The organism is Halomicrobium sp. IBSBa (genome assembly GCF_017612575.1).
Taxonomy (GTDB): domain Archaea; phylum Halobacteriota; class Halobacteria; order Halobacteriales; family Haloarculaceae; genus Halomicrobium.
Map to the genome: position 1 here is coordinate 116381 of NZ_JADPQC010000006.1, position 16501 is coordinate 132881.

A 16501-nucleotide genomic window follows, 5' to 3' on the forward strand; every position below is an offset into this window, starting at 1 on the left:
TCGCCTCGAAGTGAAAGTAGACGCGTCGTCACTCGGTCCCGCCGGTGACGGTCCCCTCCATCTCGTCGAGGGCCTCCGTCGCAACGTCGCCGAGTTCGCCGGCCTCGATGTGTGAGTAGCGCTCGCGGATCATCTCCTCGGAGTTGTCCAGATAGCGGGCGGCGACCGTGTAGCCGAAGGCCCTGACGAGTACCTCGCCCATGCCGCGCCGCCCGCCGTGGGGCGCGAGATAGTCGTGTTTCGGGTGGTCGACGTCGATCGCCGCGTCGTCCGAGAGCCGCTGGAGGATCGAGCGAGCGCCGTCGGTCGTGATCGACGGCGGTCGAACGTCCGCGTCGAGGGCCAGCAACAGGTCCCGAGCGAACGCGTCTCGTCGCTCGCTGATCTCGTCCGGACGTTCCCCTCGGTCGGCCAGCTCGTCCTCGACGAGGCCCCCGAGCGTCCGCTGGTCGAACGTCGGGAAGACGGGCCACCGCTCGGTCGGCGGAGCCAGCAGCCGGCGGTAGCTCCGCAGCGGCGATATCACCGGGTCGGGGAGGCTGGCGGCGTCCCACTGCTGTTTCTTCCGATACACGTCCATGCTGCCCTCGTCGAGCGAGAGTTCCCCCCAGCGGACGCCGCGCCGACGCGGATCGTTGGGATCCCGGAGAACTTCTCCGACGCGGACGGCCGTGTACGCGAGGACGAACACGAGGGCGCGGTCGCGGGCCGCCTTCAGCGCAGCGTAGCGGGCTCGCTGCTTGTCGAGGGGGTCGGTGTCCGCCGGCAGCGTGGTGTAGGTCTCGATGGCCGTGCGGGCACGCTCGTCGACGTGTCGGGTGAGCGCGTGGCGCTGCTGGGCGGTCCAGGCCTGCTGGTCGCCGGGCTTGCGGCCGTCGTCCTCGGGCAGCGGGGCCATCGCGCTCGCCCGCTGGGCGTAGTGGGCTCCGAGGTACCCCTCGTTGACACACCAGCCACACCACGCCGAGACGTAGCGGTAATAGGTGTGGACGGTGTTTTGCTTGAGCCCGCGATCACCGGCGAGGTGGCGGGCGTAGGCGCGAAAGACGCGTTCGTCGAGGTCGGCGAAGGTGGGTCCCCGGTCGGCGTCGTCAGCGATTCCAGGCCAGTCGTCGGAACCGGCGTCGCCAGCGGCCCACGCGGCGAATCGATCGAGCTCGCGCGCCGCGTTGCGTCGGTAGTTGCCCCCCTCGCCGCCGCGACCCTTCCCCTTGTCCGTGAGATAGCGCTCGAAAGTCTCGGTCAGCGGCGTCGAGCGCGACCGATCAGACACCGCTGGTCACCTCACGACTCCGGCAGGACTTCGGCAGCGTCGAAGCGGCGTCGGCGTGTGGCGGTCGCATCGTTCGTGCGCCCCGACGACGCGGGGCCACTTCAATCTGGTCGTGATTACCGGAAACGGCCGCTCGGGTCCGTGACGTGCTGGCAGACCAGTGGTGAGCGTCGCTCAAAGCGAGATTGGAGCCACCGCCGCTCTCTTGTGTCGGTTACTGCAAGCACCCGCATGAACAGACGAGAGTCCCTCGCCGCGTTCGCGGGGGTCGCCGCCGCGCTGGCCGGCTGTAGCGGGTACGGCAGCGCCACCAGCGAGTCGACGCCGACAAGGGCAGCCGAGGGCGGAATCGACACGGACGCGCCGGGGGCCGGGTCCGCGACCGACCCCGAGCTGATCCACGTTCGTGGGGCGACCGAACGGGCACCGCTCTGGCTCGCCGATCCAGACGGCGAGACCGAGCGAGAGCGCAGGTCGCACCGCGAGCGGCGTCGACACTCGCGGACCGTCGTAGACACGCCGGCCCGAGCGGAACGGCTCAGGGTCGCCGACGGCGTCGACGCCGACGGGCTCGACTCGTTCCTGTCGGAGACGGACCTCGACAGCCAGACGCTGTATCTGGAGAGCGTCGAGGTCCGGGCCTGCTTCGAGCTGACGCTGTGTCGGATCGAGTGGCAGCCCGACGAAGTGTCGACGGACTACGCGCGCACCCAGCTCCCCTACGATACGCGCTGTGGCGTCGACGACCACGTCTTCGAAGCCCGTCTCGTCCGCATTCCGGCCAGCCTCTCTGCCGACGAGGTACGTGGCTACGGCTCGTCGATCGGCACGGCCGGCTGTGCGAGACGGAATCGGGCCGAGGCCGGGAGCGGCGACGGAGCGAGCGCCGCGTCGACGGGAGGTGACCAGTGATGGGCGACGACGCTCGGAACGTGGCGGACCGACAGCGCCTGACTCGTCGCGGGCTGCTGGCCGTGGCCGCGACGGGTGCCGTCGCCGGCTGTCAATCGATCGGCGGGCTGAGCGACGACACAGACGAGCAGATCAGCGTGTTCGACCTCCCCGACCTCGACCGGGAGTCGATCCCGTCGCCGATCGTCGCCCGATCGGTGCCAGTCGACATCGCGCCCTCGCACCTCACGGCGGCCCGCGAGCGCGTCGACGCGTTGCTCGGCGAACTCCCGACGCCGATGGGACCCGACGACATTCCCAACGGGTACGTCCGCGAGCGTCTGACCGACAGCGCCAGCGACGCGACGGACGCGCTCGACGACGCACGCACCGCCCGGACGGAGCTGGAAGCGCTGACGGCGCTGGGCGAGGCGCGCGAACGAGCCAGATACGCGGCCGCCGGCTGGGCGATGGCCGACGATGGACTGTCAGTCGATGGTCTCCGCGGCGAGCACGGTGAGATCGTCTCGAACGCCCACGCGTTCTGGGACGAGCACACGTACCGCGGGACCGACCCCGTCCGAGCGGCGCTGGTACACGCTCGCATCAAGGACGCGTTCGATCGACTCGCCCAGATGGACGGCCCACGGACCCACGGCGACGGGGTGCTGCTGACCGTCGCCGAGTGGGGCGAAACCGTCGAGTCGGCACAGGTCAGTCTCGACGACGCCCGCCACATCGACAGTCAGTTCACCGAGTCGCTGCCAGCCGACGCCGGGACCGTCGAGGACGCGCTCACCAGCGGCGCAGAGACGCTACTGGCCGACGTTCGATCGCGTCAGTCCCAGCTCCCACCGGAACCGACGCCGGAGGAGTGGGGCGTCGCCGAGAACCTGGTCGCGGACCTCCGGCGATCGATCGAACGCGGCCCCGCCACCGTCGAGGACGCCAGCGGACCGGCCAGTGCCGTCGTCGACGCGACCGGACGGGTGGCACGGTCCCGAGCGCTAGAGCAGATCCAGGAGCGGATCGATGCCGGCGAGATCACCGGCGTCGAGAGCGCCGACGAACTGCGAGCACTGCGGACGACGGCCTACGACGCGCTCGATGCCGCCCTCGAAGCGAGTAGCGACGCCGCGCTCGCCCGGACTGTCGTCAGCGACGTGTCCTGGGCGGTGACCAACGCGGACTGGCGGCTCGCTCGGTTCGATCGCGACGTGAGGCCAGACCGTCTGGACGATATCGTCGAGGGATACCTGCTCGCGACGGCCGTCACGCGGGCCGTCCCACCGGCGTGTGACCAGACGATCGACGCCCTGAACTGAGCCCGAGAGCGCCGACGTTCACTGTCGGCCGTCGGAGAGACGCGCCGTCCGGCAAAGTGACAGCTGTCAGTCCCAGCCGTAGCCCCAGCCTTCGAGCTCGGCGACGACGAGCTCCGGGTGTTCCTGTGCGACGACCATCGCGGCCTCGGTCACGTCGGTCTTGTACACGTCCTCGCCGAACTCGGCTTCTACCGTGGCGACGAGTTCGTCGATGCCCGCCTCGACGTCGTCTCTGAGAAAGACCGGGCGCTGGGTCCGACCGTCCTTGACGCCGTCCCGAGCGTGGATGTAGGGCAGCGAGTGGCGTTGCTGGTCGTCGGACTGGCGATCGGCGGGCCGCTGGCCGCTTTGCTGGCTCGACGGCTCGGAGTCGAGTGACGGGTCCGTCCGCTCGTTGCTCTCGAGATCGCTCAGCGACGGGTCGGCAGCGTCGCGTTCCTCGCCGTCGGTCGGTTCGTCGGCCGTCTCCGCACTCTCGCCGTCGGGGTCGTCGGCGAACGGATCGTCGGTCGAACCCTGCTTCATGCTTCCACCGCCCGCATCTCGCGGATGTGTGCCGCCAGCTCGTCGTACTTTTCGAGGGTGTCCAGTTCGTGGTCGCGTTCGCGCTCCCGGTGGACATCGATATAGCGGAATGCGGTACATTGCTCAGCCCAGCACCCTTCCAGCAGCGACGACCGCTCGCGGAACTTGATCGGCAGCTCCCAGCCGTCGGCCGCCAGTTCGTCGAGGAACCGATCCTGGTCGTTCATCCCCTTGTAGCGGTTCGGGACGACCGAGAGGACGCCGACCTCGATGTCGAGCTGGTCTTCGAGTCCGCCGACCAGCTGATCGAGTCCCTGCACGGATTCGTACCCCTTGCCGCTGGGCTCGAAGGGGATGACGACGTGGCGCGTCGCGTGGATCGCGTTGTGGAGTTTGATGTCCGCGCTGGCGGGCGGGTCGACGATCAGCGTGTCGTAGGTCTCGTGGACGCCGGCCTCCCGCAGGACGCGGAGGAGTTGCTTGTTCGGGTTCCACGACTCTCCGAAGTCCGCGGCCTCCTCCTCTCGTCGGCGCAGGTGTTTCGAGGCGTATTCGAGGATGTTGTGGGCCGGCACGACGTCGATGCCCTCGCTCGTCCGGACGAGATCGGAGAACTCCCCTCGCGGACGGTCGATCATGTGCCGCAAGAGACTGTCTGCCTGATCGTTGTTCCGGTCGTCGGCGACGTCGAGCAGGTGTGACAGCGACGCCTCCTGCGTGTCGAGGTCGACGACGAGGACGCGCCGATCGGCCCGAACCTCGGCCTTCGCGAGGTTCGCGGCGAGGGTCGTCTTCCCGACCCCGCCGGCCTCCGAGTACACTGTGTAAGCCAGCATAGCTACCCAGTCGAGCGCCGCAGCTATAAAACTCAGTCAGACGACTCGGCCAGCTAAGCTAGCTGAGTTACTCAGCTAAGCTGATTAGCTGAGTTATCTAGATATTCAAAATAGCTAACCCAAATAACTATCCTACTCAGCCAGCAGAGCCAGGTGTGCGAACCAGTAGAGCGAGCCACCGGAGAGAGTTCGCCGGCCGACCCAGCCGGCCGGCGACCCCGGAATCGAACGCCCGGTGTCGAGCGTCGGCTCTCGATCACCCATAGACGACCCAACGATGCGCGTCGGCGACCATAAAACTGCACACAGGCGGCCGTCTAGTCACACAGCGCGTCCCAGAACTGGTCGAGACGGTGCAAGACGGGCCTGATGTCCTCGTATCGGTCGGCCGGAGCGCGCTCCAGACAGCGGAGAATGACATCTTCGAGCGCTCTCGGAACGCCGGGACGGATCTCCGCGGGTCGGGGCGGCTCCTCGTCGAGGGCACGCTCGGACGTGTTCCCGTACGGATGGCGGCCGGTAAAGAGTACGAAGAGGAGGATGCCGAACTGGAACACGTCGACGCGCTTTTGCTGGCGGCTCTGTACCCGTCGGGCGTGCTGTTCCGGGGCCGCGTACCGGGGCGTGTACTCGCCGATCGTATCACTCGGCCCCAGGAGCGCGCTGGCGGTCCCCCAGTCGCCGATCTTCGGGACGTTCCAGCCGTCCTCGACGGTCCGAAACAGGACGTTCTGTGGCTTGATGTCGCAGTGAGCGACCCCGCGGTAGTGGGCTTCCTCGATGCCGCTGGCGATACACCGGGCGATCCAGAGCCCGTGACAGAGCGACTGGACCCCGTCGCGCTCGACGAACTCGCCGAGGTGGCCACCGTCCATGTACTCCATCGCGATCCAGGGCTTTCCCTTGCTCTTCCCGTGATCGACCAGGCTGACGACGTGGTCGTGGCCCTCGAACTCGGCCCAGTTCTCGGCCTCTTGGAGGATGCGCTCGATGCGGTCCGCCGTGTCGATCGTCCCCGAGGTGTCGGGCACCTTGACGGCGATCGCAGTGCCGTCCGAGAGCGAGTGTCGATACACCTCGCCGCTGGCCCCCGTCGCGATCCTATCTGCGAGCTTGAACGACAGCACGTCGAGTTCCGCCGAGAGATCGACCGAGATCGGCGGCACGTCCGGAATCTGCTCCGGGACGGACTCACTCGCCGTCATCGAGCACCACCCTGTCGCCGGCTCTCGTCAGGTAACCGTCGCCACACGCCCCACAGCGGTCGCCGACCGACGCGGCCGACGGGTCGAACTCCGTCCCGCAGTTGGGGCAGGTGAGAGATCGATCCGTCTCGGCGTCGTCGTCGTCGGGCGCTGTGTTTGCTGCCGGTGTCTCGAACTCGCCGACATCGACATCAGGAGTCGAAGGCTCGGAGTGCCACGGTGGGATTCCGTAGATCGCGACCAACGTCGCACCGACGAGAACGACACTGGTGATCGCGCCAGCGAGACTGGTTTGCAGGGGAGTGAACGAGAGGCCGAGGACGTCGACCACCATCGATACGACGAATCCGATACCGAGGCTGACGACGAAGACTGCAGGGAAGACGACTTTCGTCGACGTGCTGAGTCGGCCCATCTCAGTTACGAGTTGCTTGCTGGATGACGGTAATAAAGGTGCCTACCGCCACTCAAGACGGCCGGAGTGGAGATCCCTCGGGCGACGGGCTCCGACGCCGCTGGGACACGTCGTCGACTGCACCGGGCGAGGCTGGCGGCTGGGAGAGTGGCTGCCCTACAGCGACGGGACGAGCTGTGAGCGCGTCAGCAGCTCACAGAGTCGCTCACCGTCGACGAGGCGGACCTGTTCGCTCATCCGTTCGACGCTCTCTCTGGCGTTGTCGGTGAAGCTCGAACTGGTGACGACGGCGACGGAGTCGGCGTCGAACTCGACGAGCAGTCCGGCGGTCCGCTGGACCGTGCGCACCCCCACTTTGTTGCCCGGCTCGTACTGTTTGGCCTGGATCAGTTCGCGCGTGCCGTCGGCCTGGGCGATGACGTCGACGTTGTAGTCCTGGACGTACTTCGTGGTCCGGGCGTCGAACCCGCCCTCTCGCCAGAGATCCGCGATCAGCACCTCGAACTCGCGGTGTGAACAGGACAGCAGATCGTCGCTGGTCCACTCGCCGTCGGTGGCGGCGTTCAGCCGTTCGGCGACGGTGTCGATGCGGTCCGTGTCGCGCTCGGCGATCGCCTCGTCCAGTGTCCCCCCGAGAGTGGCCTCGGCGCGTCCGAGCTGTGGTTCGCCGACGGCCGACAGCGCGGCGAACAGCTGGTCGGCACGGCGGACCACGACGGCGGTGCGATACAGCTCGTGGCCGGCCGACCGGAGCGACGAGAGACCGCCGCTCAGATCGTCCGCGACGGCGGCGTCCCCGGCGTCTCGGAGTCGATCGACGGCCGTCGCGACCGGCGCACTGGGATAGCGCTCCTGGAGTTCGAACGCCAGCGCGGCGAACGCGAAGAGAGCGTCACAGTAGTCGAGAACCGCGGCGCGCCGACGCGCTTCGATCGACTGGTCGTTGGCCACGTCGACGAGTCGTTCGGTGATCGCCTCGATGGGCAGTGAGAGAGACTCCTGCTCGGACAACGTCTGTCCGCGTTCGATCGTCGAGCGAAAGCGTCGTTTGCGGCGCTCTCCGACGGTCTCGCGTGGCTCGGTATCGTCGAGCGCGGGTTCGAAAAACTCCGTGAGGTCGAAGGCGGGCTCGACATCGGAGTGGGCAGCGTACTCAGCCGTCAGGGTCTCGACAGCCCTCGCAACCGAATCGAACATTGCCGGAGGTATGCCACCGTGTGCGCATAAAACGTCTCCATAGCGCCGTCACGTCGCCCCCGTGCGTCTGTACACTCGCGGTGAGCGTCGTCGTTGCGAGGAGAGTACGGTATCGCTTTCGTATCCGCTGTCAGAGTGGGTTTTCACCTTTCTTTCACAGGTTTCTTCGCCACCACACAGTGGTTTCCAAGCCGCAATCGCATTGAACCGTGAGGACGTAGTAAGAACTGTCGCGGACAGACCCACACCCGATCGCACGACGGCAGTGTGCCCGGTGCAACGGAACCAGCACGAGACAGACGGTCCCTGGAGGAACGATATGTCACACAACACAGACAACACACGACAGGTCGCGATCCTGCTCCTCGTCGTCGGAGCGGTCGTCGTCTTCCCGATGATCGTCGCGGGCCTGCGGACGGTCGGATTCGGGTCGATGATGGGCGGTGGGATGATGGGGAGTGGAACCTGGAGCGGCGGGATGATGGGCGACGGAACGATGTCGGGGTGGATGTACGGCATCGCCATCGTGGTACAGTTTCTGCTCCTGGCTGCCCTCGCGGGCGGTGGCTACCTCGTCTACAGAGCAGCGGCGGGCAGTGAGAGTGGGTCGGATCGAGCGCTCGAAGAGCTCCGAGCCGCCTACGCACGCGGCGACCTGACCGACGAGGAGTACGAACAGCGACGAGAGACACTCGAACACGACGCGGAGTCAGGGTGAGGGCGACCGGCGACGGACGGACCGATGTCCGCTCGGCGTTCGGCCCGACCCTCGAATGCTGTTCCTTCGAGGGAAAGAGTGGTTCGAGAGGAGCGATGGAGAGCCCACCACAGGCAGCGTTCAGCTGTCGTCCAGCAGATCGAGTGTCTTCTGATCACGGTCACCGTCGTAGTACCGTTCCAGTGCCGTGGCGAACGGCGTCGGATCGTCGGCGACCGTCTCGAACAGCGTCATGGACGACCGGAACTTCAGATCGTCCGGCGAGCCGAAGATGTCGTTCGCGGAGCGCCCTTCGAGGTCGTTGACGATCGCGGTACACTCGCGTAATCGGGCTCCGAGAGTGGGATGGCGCAGGTAGGCGTCGGCTTCCGCTCGCGAGGCGATGGCGAACCGCTGGGCCATCTCACTCCGGCCGAGCCCGGCGACCTGAGGGAACACGAACCACATCCAGTGGCTGCGTTTCTGGCCCGACCGGAGTTCCCGCTTGACCGTCCCGATGACCGACTCCTGTGCCTCGACGAAGCGCTGTAGGTCGTGAGGGTCCGCTGCACTGGGCATCGAGTGTCCCGTTCGACGCACTGGCGCTTAGTTGTCCCGGCGTCACCGTCGAGACCCGTCGGTAACACGGCGGGGGCGCGCAGACTCAACAGTTTTGGCGCTGGCGTGCCGTCGTGGGCACATGGCAGGACTCGACTCGGAGATGGAGCGCCGTTTCGACAAGTCGATATCTGAGTTACAGGCCGAAGCCGACCAGTTCAAGACGCGGGCCCAGTCCGACCCGGCGGTCGTCGCTACGTACCTGCCACGGCTGCGAAAGCTCCTGGAAGCCGCGGGCTACAGCCGCGACGAGATGATGGTCAGAGACGACGTGCAGCGGACGATACTTGCGATCGCGGACCAGCGGCCGGAGGCGCTCGCCGACGAGTACCCCGACCTGGTGGCGGCGTTCCTCGACACGCGCGAGACGAGAGTCCTGGCCCAGCGACTCCTGCACAACTGCGCCGAGCTCTGGGCCGATGGCGTGACGCGCCAGGAGATCACCGACGGGCTCGACGTGGTGGAAGGCGAGATCGTCGATCAGCTCGCAGACATCGCAGAGCAGGTCGACGACGACGGCCGGGTGCCGGGCAACGGTGCCACGGCGATGGTGCTCAGCCAGCGGGTGGCCGACTTCGCTCACAGCGTCGCGGGCCGCCAGCAACTCGTCGTCGAGGCCGCCTCCGACGCGCTGTTCGACCTCGTCCGGTTCCACGCCAGCGAGAAAGGAGTCGACCCGATCGACGGAGCCGTCGATCTGCGATCTCGATACGAGACCGCCAGCGAGCCGTTCGTACGCGGCTTCTCCGATCGGGGGACGATCGAAGCGATGCGAGAGACCGAGGAGACCCAGACGAAGAACTACGTCCTCCGCTACGTGGTCGACGCACTGGTCGGCACGTCCCTGATCGTCAGCGTCGAGCGAAGCGAGGCCCGAATGCTACGGATCGAGGCGGTCCTCGCCGAGCGAGATCAGTGATCGGGAGCGTCCATCGCGGCGAGCACCGCCGCGAGAGACCGATCGTCGCACCTGTCGATCGCGTCGGCGAGTGACAGCTCGGCGGTACTGGAGTCGATTCCGTCGATTGCCGCCGCGAGGTCTCGCTCGCTGCCCTCGGGGAACGCAGCCGGGTCGAACCAGCCGTCGGTCCGCAGGTCGCCACTCCCTCCAGCGTCGTCCTCGGACGTATCGCCGTCCGTCTCGGGGCTGTCGTCCGAACCATCGTCCGAGGGTGACTCGCCGTCCTCGGACCGTTCCTCTCTGATCTGCTCGACGCGTTCCCTGAAGCTCAGATTCTCCTCCTCCTCGCTCTCGTCCGCTTCGGCGGTGTTCGTCGTGTCGTCGTCCGAGGGTGATTTGCCGTCCTCGGACCGCTCCTCTCTGATCTGCTCGACGCGCTCCCTGAAGGTCAGATTCTCCTCCTCCTCGCTCTCGTCCGCTTCGGCGGTGTCCGAGTCGTCGTCTGGCGATGGTTCGCCGTCCTCGGACCGCTCCTCTCTGATCTGCTCGACGCGCTCCCTGAAGGTCAGGTCCTCGTCGGGATCGTCGGTGTCCGTGTCCGTCGCGTCGTCATCGCTGGAGGTAGCTTCGGTCGACTCGGCGTCCGTAGATGTACTCTCGGCGGCGTCGACGCGGGGCGAGCGGTCGTCTGCCGAGAGGCGGTCGGCGACGATGGGAGGGAGCGCGCGATCCGTCCGGGCCGCCCGGAGTGCCTGCCTGAAGATCTGGATGGCGTCGTAGCGGTCGCGCTTGCTCGTTTCGAGGGCGGTCGAGACGATGGCGTCGAGTGCCGGAGACACGTCGTCGCGGTGCGCGCTCGGCGGTGCTGGCTGGTCACCGTACACGACGTCGTGCATGACGCTCATCCGGTTGCCGGCGTAGGGCGGGCGACCGGTGAGCAGCGCGTAGACCAGCGCTCCGACCTGGTACACGTCGGTCAGCATGTCCGGGTCGCCGAACTCGTCGGGTTCGAACTGCTCGGGCGCGGCGTAGGTGACCGAGAGCCCCTCCATCGTGCGGGTGTGTTCCGAGAGCGAGCGGGCGAGCCCCCAGTCGGCGAGCTTCGGCACGTCCCAGGCGTCGCCCGCCGTGGTTCGAAACAGCACGTTCGACGGTTTGACGTCGAGGTGGGCGACCCCGTAGTTGTGGGCGAGTTCGATCCCGCGACAGACACACTCGCCGATCCACAGGGCTTCGTCCAGTGCCAGCCCGTCGGTGCCGTCGAGGCGCTGAGCGAGGTCGCCGCCGTCCATGAACTCCATCGCGATCCAGGGCAGGCGCTCGCCGGTGTCGATCACGCCGACGACGTGCTCGGAGTCGGCCCACCGGCGCTTCTCGCGCTCGCGACGGTCGACCAGCTCCCAGGTGCGGGCCTCTTCCAGGAACGTCTCGACCACGTCACCGGTCAGCGTTCCGGGGTCTGCGGGCTCCTTGAGAGCGATCCGATCGGGCGGCTCGTCGTCCGGGACGGCCGCCTCGTAGACGAGTGCCTGTCCACCGGCGTCGAGCGGGGACTTCGCGGCGTCGATCGTCCGGTAATCGAGGTCCCGACGCGGCGGACTCGCGACCGCCGAGCGGTCGGGAATCCGAGGATCAGTCATTGGCCAGGTGTTGGGCAGAGAGCGACATCAAGCTTGGCGACGACAGCGACCGTGGTCTACTCCTCGCCGAGCGCGGACACGACGCCGTCGTGCGTGGCGACGTACACTGTCCCGTCTGCCACTGCTGGCGACCCGTCGATGAGACTGCCGGCCCGGTAGTGCCACCGCTCGTCCCCCGTCGCGGCGTCCAGCGCGTACAGACACTCGTCCCAGCTCCCGACGAAGAGGGTGTCGGCGGCGACGACCGGCGCACTGTTGATCTGTCCCGTCGTGTCGTAGCGCCAGCGTTCGGTGCCACTGTCCGCGTCGATCGCGATGACGTAGCCGTCGATACTGCCCGCGTACACGGTGTCCCCACAGATCGCCGGTGCCGACCGGCCGTTACCACCGGCGTCGAACGTCCAGCGCTCGGTGCCCGTGTCGGCGTCGAGGGCCACGACGCACCCGTCGTTGGTGCCCGTATAGAGGACGCCATCCGAGACCGCCGGTGTCGACATCGCCGGTCCGCCGGTGGGGTAGCGCCAGAGGTGCTCGCCGGAGTCGGCATCCAGCGCGGCGAGGATGCCGGTCCCACTGGAGGCGTACACCGTCCCGTCGACGACGGTGGGGACCGCGCCGATCTTGCCGTCGGTCTCGACGACCCACCGCTCGTCTCCCGTCGCGGCGTCCAGCGCGTACACGTGCTTGTCGTAGCTGCCGACGTACACGGTGCCCTCTACCACTGCGGGCGCGGCGTCGACCATCCCGCCCGTTTCGACCGCCCAGCGAGTCTCTCCGGTCGCGGCGTCGAGCGCGTACACGTGCTTGTCGTGGCTGCCGACGTACACCGTCCCGTCGACGACCGTCGGCGGCGACTGGACCGGATTGTCCGTCTCGTAGCTCCACCGCGTCTCGCCGGACTCCGTCGCCAGTGCGTAGACGGCCATATCGTCGCTCCCGACGTACAGCGTGTCGTCGACGACGGTCGGTCCGCCCTTGATCGAATCGCCCGCCTGGAACGTCCAGCGTTCGGTGACGGGTGGCGAGGGACCGACCGCACTCTGTCGCGGACCGGACCGCGACGCGCTCCCGTGAAGGGTCGGCCAGTCGCGGTCGTCGGCCGTCGACCGCGAGCGGTCCGTACTCGTCGTTTCCGGCGCGGAGTGATCGGTCGTCGGAGTGGAGTCGCGGTCTGCCGTCGCGGGCTCGGTCGCGCTCTCCGGGTCGTCCGGCGTCGACTCCCACTCCCCAGCGATCCGCTCCAGGGCGCGACGGAGGTCGATCGTCGCTTCGTACCGATCGGCCGGGTCCCGCGCCAGTGCGCGCTCGAACACGTCGTCGAGAGCGGCCGGCAACTCTGGACGGCGCTCGCTGGGCGGCCTGTGATCGGCGTCGAGGACGCGCTCGATGCGCTCCCGCTGCGGGGTGGCCGCGAGGTCGTCGACGAACGGATGCGTCCCGGTGAACAGCTCGTAGAGGACGATCCCGAGCTGGAACTGGTCGGTCCGCTGGTCCGTCGTGCCCTGGCCGTCCTGTTCGGGGGCGCAGTAGCCGGGCGTCGAGATGCCGACGGCGGCCCCCTGGCCCAGCAGCGACCGGGAGAGCTCCCAGTCGGCGACTTTCGGAATCGGCCACCGGTCGGGCTCGCCGGAGGTAAACAGGACGTTCGACGGCTTCAGATCGAGGTGAACGACGCCGCGGTGGTGGGCGTGCCAGACCGCGTCGACGAGTCGCTGTGCGGTCCAGAGTGACTGCTCGACGGTCGCGTCCTCGGCGACGGCGCGAAGGTCCGGTCCGTCGACGACCTCCGTGGCGATCCAGGGCACCGGCGCATCGCCGCGGAGCCAGGGGAGTGGGTCGTACCCCCAGTCGATCACCGAGACGACGTTCGGGTGGTCGTCGAGGCCGGCCCACTGGCGGGCCTCGTGATCGAACCCGTCGATCGTCTCCTCGGTCAGCGTCCCGTGTCGAGCGGGGTGTTTCACGGCGATGTCGTCTGGCCCGTCCTCGCCGGGGCGACGGACCCGATGCACGACCGTCGTCGCGGTGCGGCCGATGACGTCGTCGTGGCGCAGTGCGGACGGGTCGAGCGACACCGACGGCGTCTCTCCTCCCTCGTCGAGATCTGGTTCGTGAGCAGAGTCCATGGTCGTGGTTCGTTGGTGTTGCTGGCGATTCGACGCAGCCTGAGCGGTCTCTTCGGCGGCTGCGCTCTCGACGGAGTCACCGTCGAGCACCGCAAGCGCCCGTTCGGCGGCTTCGCGTACGCGCTGGTCGTCGTCGTCGAGTGTGTCCTGCAGATCGTCGACGGCCGGTTCGATCGCAGTCGGTCGTTCGCTGGCGACGTTTTGCAACGCCTCGGCGGCCGCAGTACGTGTCGCGGCTTTCTCCTCGTCGAGGAGTGTCAGAAGCGAGTCGACGACGGGGACGACCGATCCGGGATAGACGCTCGCGACGTTTTTGAGTGCGATGGCACCGGCGGCACGCGCCGTGTCACGCTCGTCGTTTCGCAGCGACCGGAGCTCCGCGACCAGCGGCTGGATCGATTCGGGATACTCTGCTGGCGTCACAGTGGCGCGTGTCGCGTTGCGCGCCTCATAAAGGAGCGTCCGGAGGTCGGGAACCGCCGGTCGGACCTCCTCGGGGTGTCCCTCCGCGACCGAAGCGAGTGCGAGGGCGGCGTTCCCACGTAAACCCGGATGGGTGTCAGTGAGGCACTGTCTGAGACCATCCACGGCAGGAACGACGGCGTCTGGTCGGTCCCGAGCGACGGTCGCAAGTGCCAGAGCCGCCCCAGCGCGAACGTCCCCGCCGTCCAGAGGGGCCTCGGCCGATTCAGCGGGCGATGCAGGAGCTGTCGGTTGGCGATACTCCAGCAGTTCAGTGAGTTCCTCGATCTCGTCTGCAGTGACAGTGTGGCGCTCGGAGTCGGCTTTAGATCGGAGACGAGACACCCGCTGCAGTGCATCGACACGCATTCTCTCACCGAACCCTCATCTCTCAGAGAGTACGTCGGAACGGGTGTTGAACGTTTTCGTGAGAGAGTGACGGCCGACGGCGTCAGTTGATCTCCGGTTCGATCGTCAGCATCGTCCCCGAGATTCCCAGCGCCGCTCCGATGCCCGCCAGGACGACGATCAGTCGCTTCTCTTCGAACGTCAGCGAGAACAGCTGTGCGCCGATAGTCGCCTCTGCGTAGACGACGATGCCGCCGATGACCAGCCCCGCGATGGCCCCGAGCAGGATGCGCTGCTCCATCAGCGTGAACACGCCCAGTACGAGGACCGCACCGAGGACGAGATTGACGAGCAGTGCCAGCGCCAGCGTCCACAGTGGTAGTGCCATATTGGATCGCTCCCAGTACATCGTCCGATGCACACCAGATACATAAAGATTTAGCTTTGAAAGATGCAATATTGAGTCTCTGAAGTGGAGACAAATGAGATCAGAACCGCGACGGACCACCGTCGGAAAACGCGCGTCGAAACGCCGGAGCGATCCCGAACACTCGGGACAAGCTATTACTTTTGGCACGCGGATGCTGTGATAATGACTGATTCCGAGGAAGAGGAGACGCCGACGCTCACGGAGATGTTCGAAACGGTCGAGAGCGAGGCCGAGCTCACCGGGCGGAATCTGACCGTGCTCCGAACCGTCCTCGAACGGGAGCCCGCGGGGATCACTGATCTCGCCGAAGTGCTTGACCACCCCCACCACGAGCTCCGATACTCGCTGCGAGTGCTGGAAGAGGAGAACCTCATCGAGCCGACGGCAGAGGGCGCGGTGACGACCGGTGACGTCGTCGGGACGATCGAAGCGGCAAACGCCGGGCTGGCGGAGCTTCAGTCCGGACTCCGGACGTGTGCAGCCGCCTTCGGCTCGGACGAGGGACAGTCGAGCGAGGCGACGGAAGCGGATGCCCTCGAAGGAGAGAGACGGACGGAAGCGACAGCAGGCCAGGACACAGAGCAGGCGGGAGGACAGCAAACGACCGACGCGTCGCCGGACGAAGCGAGCAGCGAGTCGGCGTCGACGGCCGAGACGGAATCGGCGGCCGAGAACACCGAAGAGACCGAATCGACGGCGGCCACCGAGGCGTCGGCCGACGCGCAGTCCTCTACTGCGACGACGGTCGAGACGGCCTCGAAAGTGCCCGACGTGGCGAGCGTGCAGAGTCCGGCCCGAGAGGAGCTGGCGTACGCCGATTTCGAGATCGAGGAGCAACTCGGACACGGGGGCAGCGGCGTCGTTCACGAGGCACAGTACCGCGTCGACGGTGAGCCGACGACGGTCGCGCTGAAGGTACCGAACTTCGAGGGGACGATCACGTCGTCGGTGATCGAGGACTTCGAGCAGGAGGCGGAGACGTGGTCGTTGCTGTCGCCCCGGGACCACGTCGTCGGCGTCGTCGACAGCGGGACACAGCCCAAGCCCTGGATCGCCATGGAGTACATGGACGGCGGCACGCTGCGCGAGCGGCTCTCGGAGTTTTCCATCGAGCAGGCCGTCTGGACGTGTGAACGGATCGCGCAGGGAGTTCGCCACGACCAGACGGGCGTCCTCCACCTGGATCTCAAGCCCGAGAACGTCCTGTTTCGCCGGACCGGCGAGGGGAGCTGGGACGTGCCGAAGATCGCCGACTGGGGGCTGGCACGCACGCTCGAAGAACACCAGCCGACCGTCGAGGGCATGTCGCCGACCTACGCCGCACCCGAGCAGTTCGACGCCGAGGAGTTCGGCGACCCCAGCAGCAAGACGGACATCTACCAGCTCGGCGTCCTCATGTACGAGGTACTGACCGGCCGGCCGCCCTTCGAGGGCAACAGCGTCGCGCTGATGAACGCGATCCTCACCGAGGAGCCCGAGCCACCGGCGGCGGTCGACGATCGCGTCCCGCAGGCCGTCAGTGACGCCGTGATGAAGGCGCTGCGAAAGGAGCCAGCGGAGCGGTTCAGTACCGTCGAGCGCCTCCAGTCCCAGCTCCGGGCACAGCTCTGAG

Annotated in this window: 16 protein-coding genes; 5 read left to right on the top strand and 11 right to left on the bottom strand. The window is 67.3% G+C overall.

Going from position 1 to position 16501, the window contains the following annotated elements:
* Positions 1 to 28 precede the first annotated feature (28 nt).
* Positions 29 to 1273: a phage integrase SAM-like domain-containing protein gene (locus tag IL252_RS14425; RefSeq protein ID WP_208628572.1), complete on the bottom strand. Its 1245-nt coding sequence runs from the start codon at positions 1271 to 1273 to the stop codon at positions 29 to 31.
* Between the two features lie 231 nt (positions 1274 to 1504).
* Here IL252_RS14425 and IL252_RS14430 point away from each other — a divergent pair, with 231 nt between their 5' ends.
* Both IL252_RS14430 and IL252_RS14435 read left to right on the top strand, forming a co-directional pair.
* The gene (locus IL252_RS14430) at positions 1505 to 2185 is read left to right on the top strand and encodes a hypothetical protein (protein WP_208628573.1); all 681 of its coding nucleotides are present in this window, start codon (positions 1505 to 1507) and stop codon (positions 2183 to 2185) included.
* Positions 2185 to 3489, top strand: a complete 1305-nt coding sequence (locus tag IL252_RS14435; protein ID WP_208628574.1) for a hypothetical protein — start codon at positions 2185 to 2187, stop codon at positions 3487 to 3489. The genes IL252_RS14430 and IL252_RS14435 overlap by 1 nt, the downstream gene beginning before the upstream one ends.
* Before the next feature lie 66 nt (positions 3490 to 3555).
* Here the strand turns inward: IL252_RS14435 and IL252_RS14440 are convergent, their stop codons facing one another.
* From IL252_RS14440 to IL252_RS14460, 6 genes are all read right to left on the bottom strand, one after another.
* Positions 3556 to 4014, bottom strand: coding sequence for a hypothetical protein (locus IL252_RS14440; protein ID WP_208628575.1), 459 nt, complete (start codon positions 4012 to 4014; stop codon positions 3556 to 3558).
* On the bottom strand, positions 4011 to 4850 hold the full coding sequence (locus tag IL252_RS14445) for a ParA family protein (protein ID WP_208628576.1): 840 nt from the start codon (positions 4848 to 4850) through the stop codon (positions 4011 to 4013). Before IL252_RS14445 ends, IL252_RS14440 begins: the two co-directional genes overlap by 4 nt.
* A 132-nt stretch (positions 4851 to 4982) precedes the next feature.
* Positions 4983 to 5114 carry a hypothetical protein gene (locus IL252_RS17765; protein WP_279634292.1) on the bottom strand — a complete coding sequence of 44 codons (132 nt, stop codon included), beginning with the start codon at positions 5112 to 5114 and terminating at the stop codon, positions 4983 to 4985.
* Between the two features lie 53 nt (positions 5115 to 5167).
* Positions 5168 to 6055 carry a serine/threonine-protein kinase gene (locus IL252_RS14450; RefSeq protein ID WP_208628577.1) on the bottom strand — a complete coding sequence of 296 codons (888 nt, stop codon included), beginning with the start codon at positions 6053 to 6055 and terminating at the stop codon, positions 5168 to 5170.
* Positions 6042 to 6470, bottom strand: a complete 429-nt coding sequence (locus IL252_RS14455; protein WP_208628578.1) for a hypothetical protein — start codon at positions 6468 to 6470, stop codon at positions 6042 to 6044. The genes IL252_RS14450 and IL252_RS14455 overlap by 14 nt, the downstream gene beginning before the upstream one ends.
* A 156-nt stretch (positions 6471 to 6626) precedes the next feature.
* Positions 6627 to 7667, bottom strand: coding sequence for a restriction endonuclease (locus IL252_RS14460; protein WP_208628579.1), 1041 nt, complete (start codon positions 7665 to 7667; stop codon positions 6627 to 6629).
* Positions 7668 to 7986: 319 nt separating this feature from the next.
* On the opposite strand from IL252_RS14460, the gene IL252_RS14465 reads away from it, so the two are divergent.
* A complete protein-coding gene (locus IL252_RS14465; RefSeq protein WP_208628580.1) occupies positions 7987 to 8385 on the top strand; it encodes an SHOCT domain-containing protein in 399 nt (132 codons plus the stop codon).
* Positions 8386 to 8505: 120 nt separating this feature from the next.
* Here the strand turns inward: IL252_RS14465 and IL252_RS14470 are convergent, their stop codons facing one another.
* Entirely contained in the window at positions 8506 to 8943 is a 438-nt protein-coding gene (locus IL252_RS14470) for a DUF1810 domain-containing protein (protein ID WP_170095403.1), read from the bottom strand.
* Between the two features lie 121 nt (positions 8944 to 9064).
* Here IL252_RS14470 and IL252_RS14475 point away from each other — a divergent pair, with 121 nt between their 5' ends.
* Positions 9065 to 9901, top strand: coding sequence for a TCP-1/cpn60 chaperonin family protein (locus IL252_RS14475; RefSeq protein ID WP_153554979.1), 837 nt, complete (start codon positions 9065 to 9067; stop codon positions 9899 to 9901).
* On the opposite strand, the gene IL252_RS14480 is transcribed toward IL252_RS14475, so the two are convergent.
* The 3 genes from IL252_RS14480 to IL252_RS14490 form a co-directional block, all read right to left on the bottom strand.
* Positions 9895 to 11523, bottom strand: coding sequence for a serine/threonine-protein kinase (locus IL252_RS14480; protein ID WP_208628581.1), 1629 nt, complete (start codon positions 11521 to 11523; stop codon positions 9895 to 9897). The two genes, IL252_RS14475 and IL252_RS14480, sit on opposite strands and share 7 nt — an antisense overlap.
* A gap of 56 nt (positions 11524 to 11579) precedes the next feature.
* Complete coding sequence (locus IL252_RS14485) at positions 11580 to 14480, bottom strand: PQQ-binding-like beta-propeller repeat protein (protein WP_208628582.1); 2901 nt, start codon at positions 14478 to 14480, stop codon at positions 11580 to 11582.
* Between the two features lie 82 nt (positions 14481 to 14562).
* The gene (locus tag IL252_RS14490) at positions 14563 to 14847 is read right to left on the bottom strand and encodes a hypothetical protein (RefSeq protein ID WP_244257223.1); all 285 of its coding nucleotides are present in this window, start codon (positions 14845 to 14847) and stop codon (positions 14563 to 14565) included.
* Between the two features lie 204 nt (positions 14848 to 15051).
* On the opposite strand from IL252_RS14490, the gene IL252_RS14495 reads away from it, so the two are divergent.
* Positions 15052 to 16500, top strand: a complete 1449-nt coding sequence (locus tag IL252_RS14495; protein ID WP_208628583.1) for a protein kinase — start codon at positions 15052 to 15054, stop codon at positions 16498 to 16500.
* Position 16501 lies beyond the last annotated feature (1 nt).

What these genes read in the sequence shown, in the direction of transcription:
- IL252_RS14430 (WP_208628573.1), top strand. Translation starts at nt 1,505, where the DNA reads ATGAACAGACGAGAGTCCCTCGCCGCGTTCGCGGGGGTCGCCGCCGCG.
- IL252_RS14435 (WP_208628574.1), top strand. Translation starts at nt 2,185, where the DNA reads ATGGGCGACGACGCTCGGAACGTGGCGGACCGACAGCGCCTGACTCGT.
- IL252_RS14440 (WP_208628575.1), bottom strand. Translation starts at nt 4,014, where the DNA reads ATGAAGCAGGGTTCGACCGACGATCCGTTCGCCGACGACCCCGACGGC.
- IL252_RS14445 (WP_208628576.1), bottom strand. Translation starts at nt 4,850, where the DNA reads ATGCTGGCTTACACAGTGTACTCGGAGGCCGGCGGGGTCGGGAAGACG.
- IL252_RS17765 (WP_279634292.1), bottom strand. Translation starts at nt 5,114, where the DNA reads ATGGGTGATCGAGAGCCGACGCTCGACACCGGGCGTTCGATTCCGGGG.
- IL252_RS14450 (WP_208628577.1), bottom strand. Translation starts at nt 6,055, where the DNA reads ATGACGGCGAGTGAGTCCGTCCCGGAGCAGATTCCGGACGTGCCGCCG.
- IL252_RS14455 (WP_208628578.1), bottom strand. Translation starts at nt 6,470, where the DNA reads ATGGGCCGACTCAGCACGTCGACGAAAGTCGTCTTCCCTGCAGTCTTC.
- IL252_RS14460 (WP_208628579.1), bottom strand. Translation starts at nt 7,667, where the DNA reads ATGTTCGATTCGGTTGCGAGGGCTGTCGAGACCCTGACGGCTGAGTAC.
- IL252_RS14465 (WP_208628580.1), top strand. Translation starts at nt 7,987, where the DNA reads ATGTCACACAACACAGACAACACACGACAGGTCGCGATCCTGCTCCTC.
- IL252_RS14470 (WP_170095403.1), bottom strand. Translation starts at nt 8,943, where the DNA reads ATGCCCAGTGCAGCGGACCCTCACGACCTACAGCGCTTCGTCGAGGCA.
- IL252_RS14475 (WP_153554979.1), top strand. Translation starts at nt 9,065, where the DNA reads ATGGCAGGACTCGACTCGGAGATGGAGCGCCGTTTCGACAAGTCGATA.
- IL252_RS14480 (WP_208628581.1), bottom strand. Translation starts at nt 11,523, where the DNA reads ATGACTGATCCTCGGATTCCCGACCGCTCGGCGGTCGCGAGTCCGCCG.
- IL252_RS14485 (WP_208628582.1), bottom strand. Translation starts at nt 14,480, where the DNA reads ATGCGTGTCGATGCACTGCAGCGGGTGTCTCGTCTCCGATCTAAAGCC.
- IL252_RS14490 (WP_244257223.1), bottom strand. Translation starts at nt 14,847, where the DNA reads ATGGCACTACCACTGTGGACGCTGGCGCTGGCACTGCTCGTCAATCTC.
- IL252_RS14495 (WP_208628583.1), top strand. Translation starts at nt 15,052, where the DNA reads ATGACTGATTCCGAGGAAGAGGAGACGCCGACGCTCACGGAGATGTTC.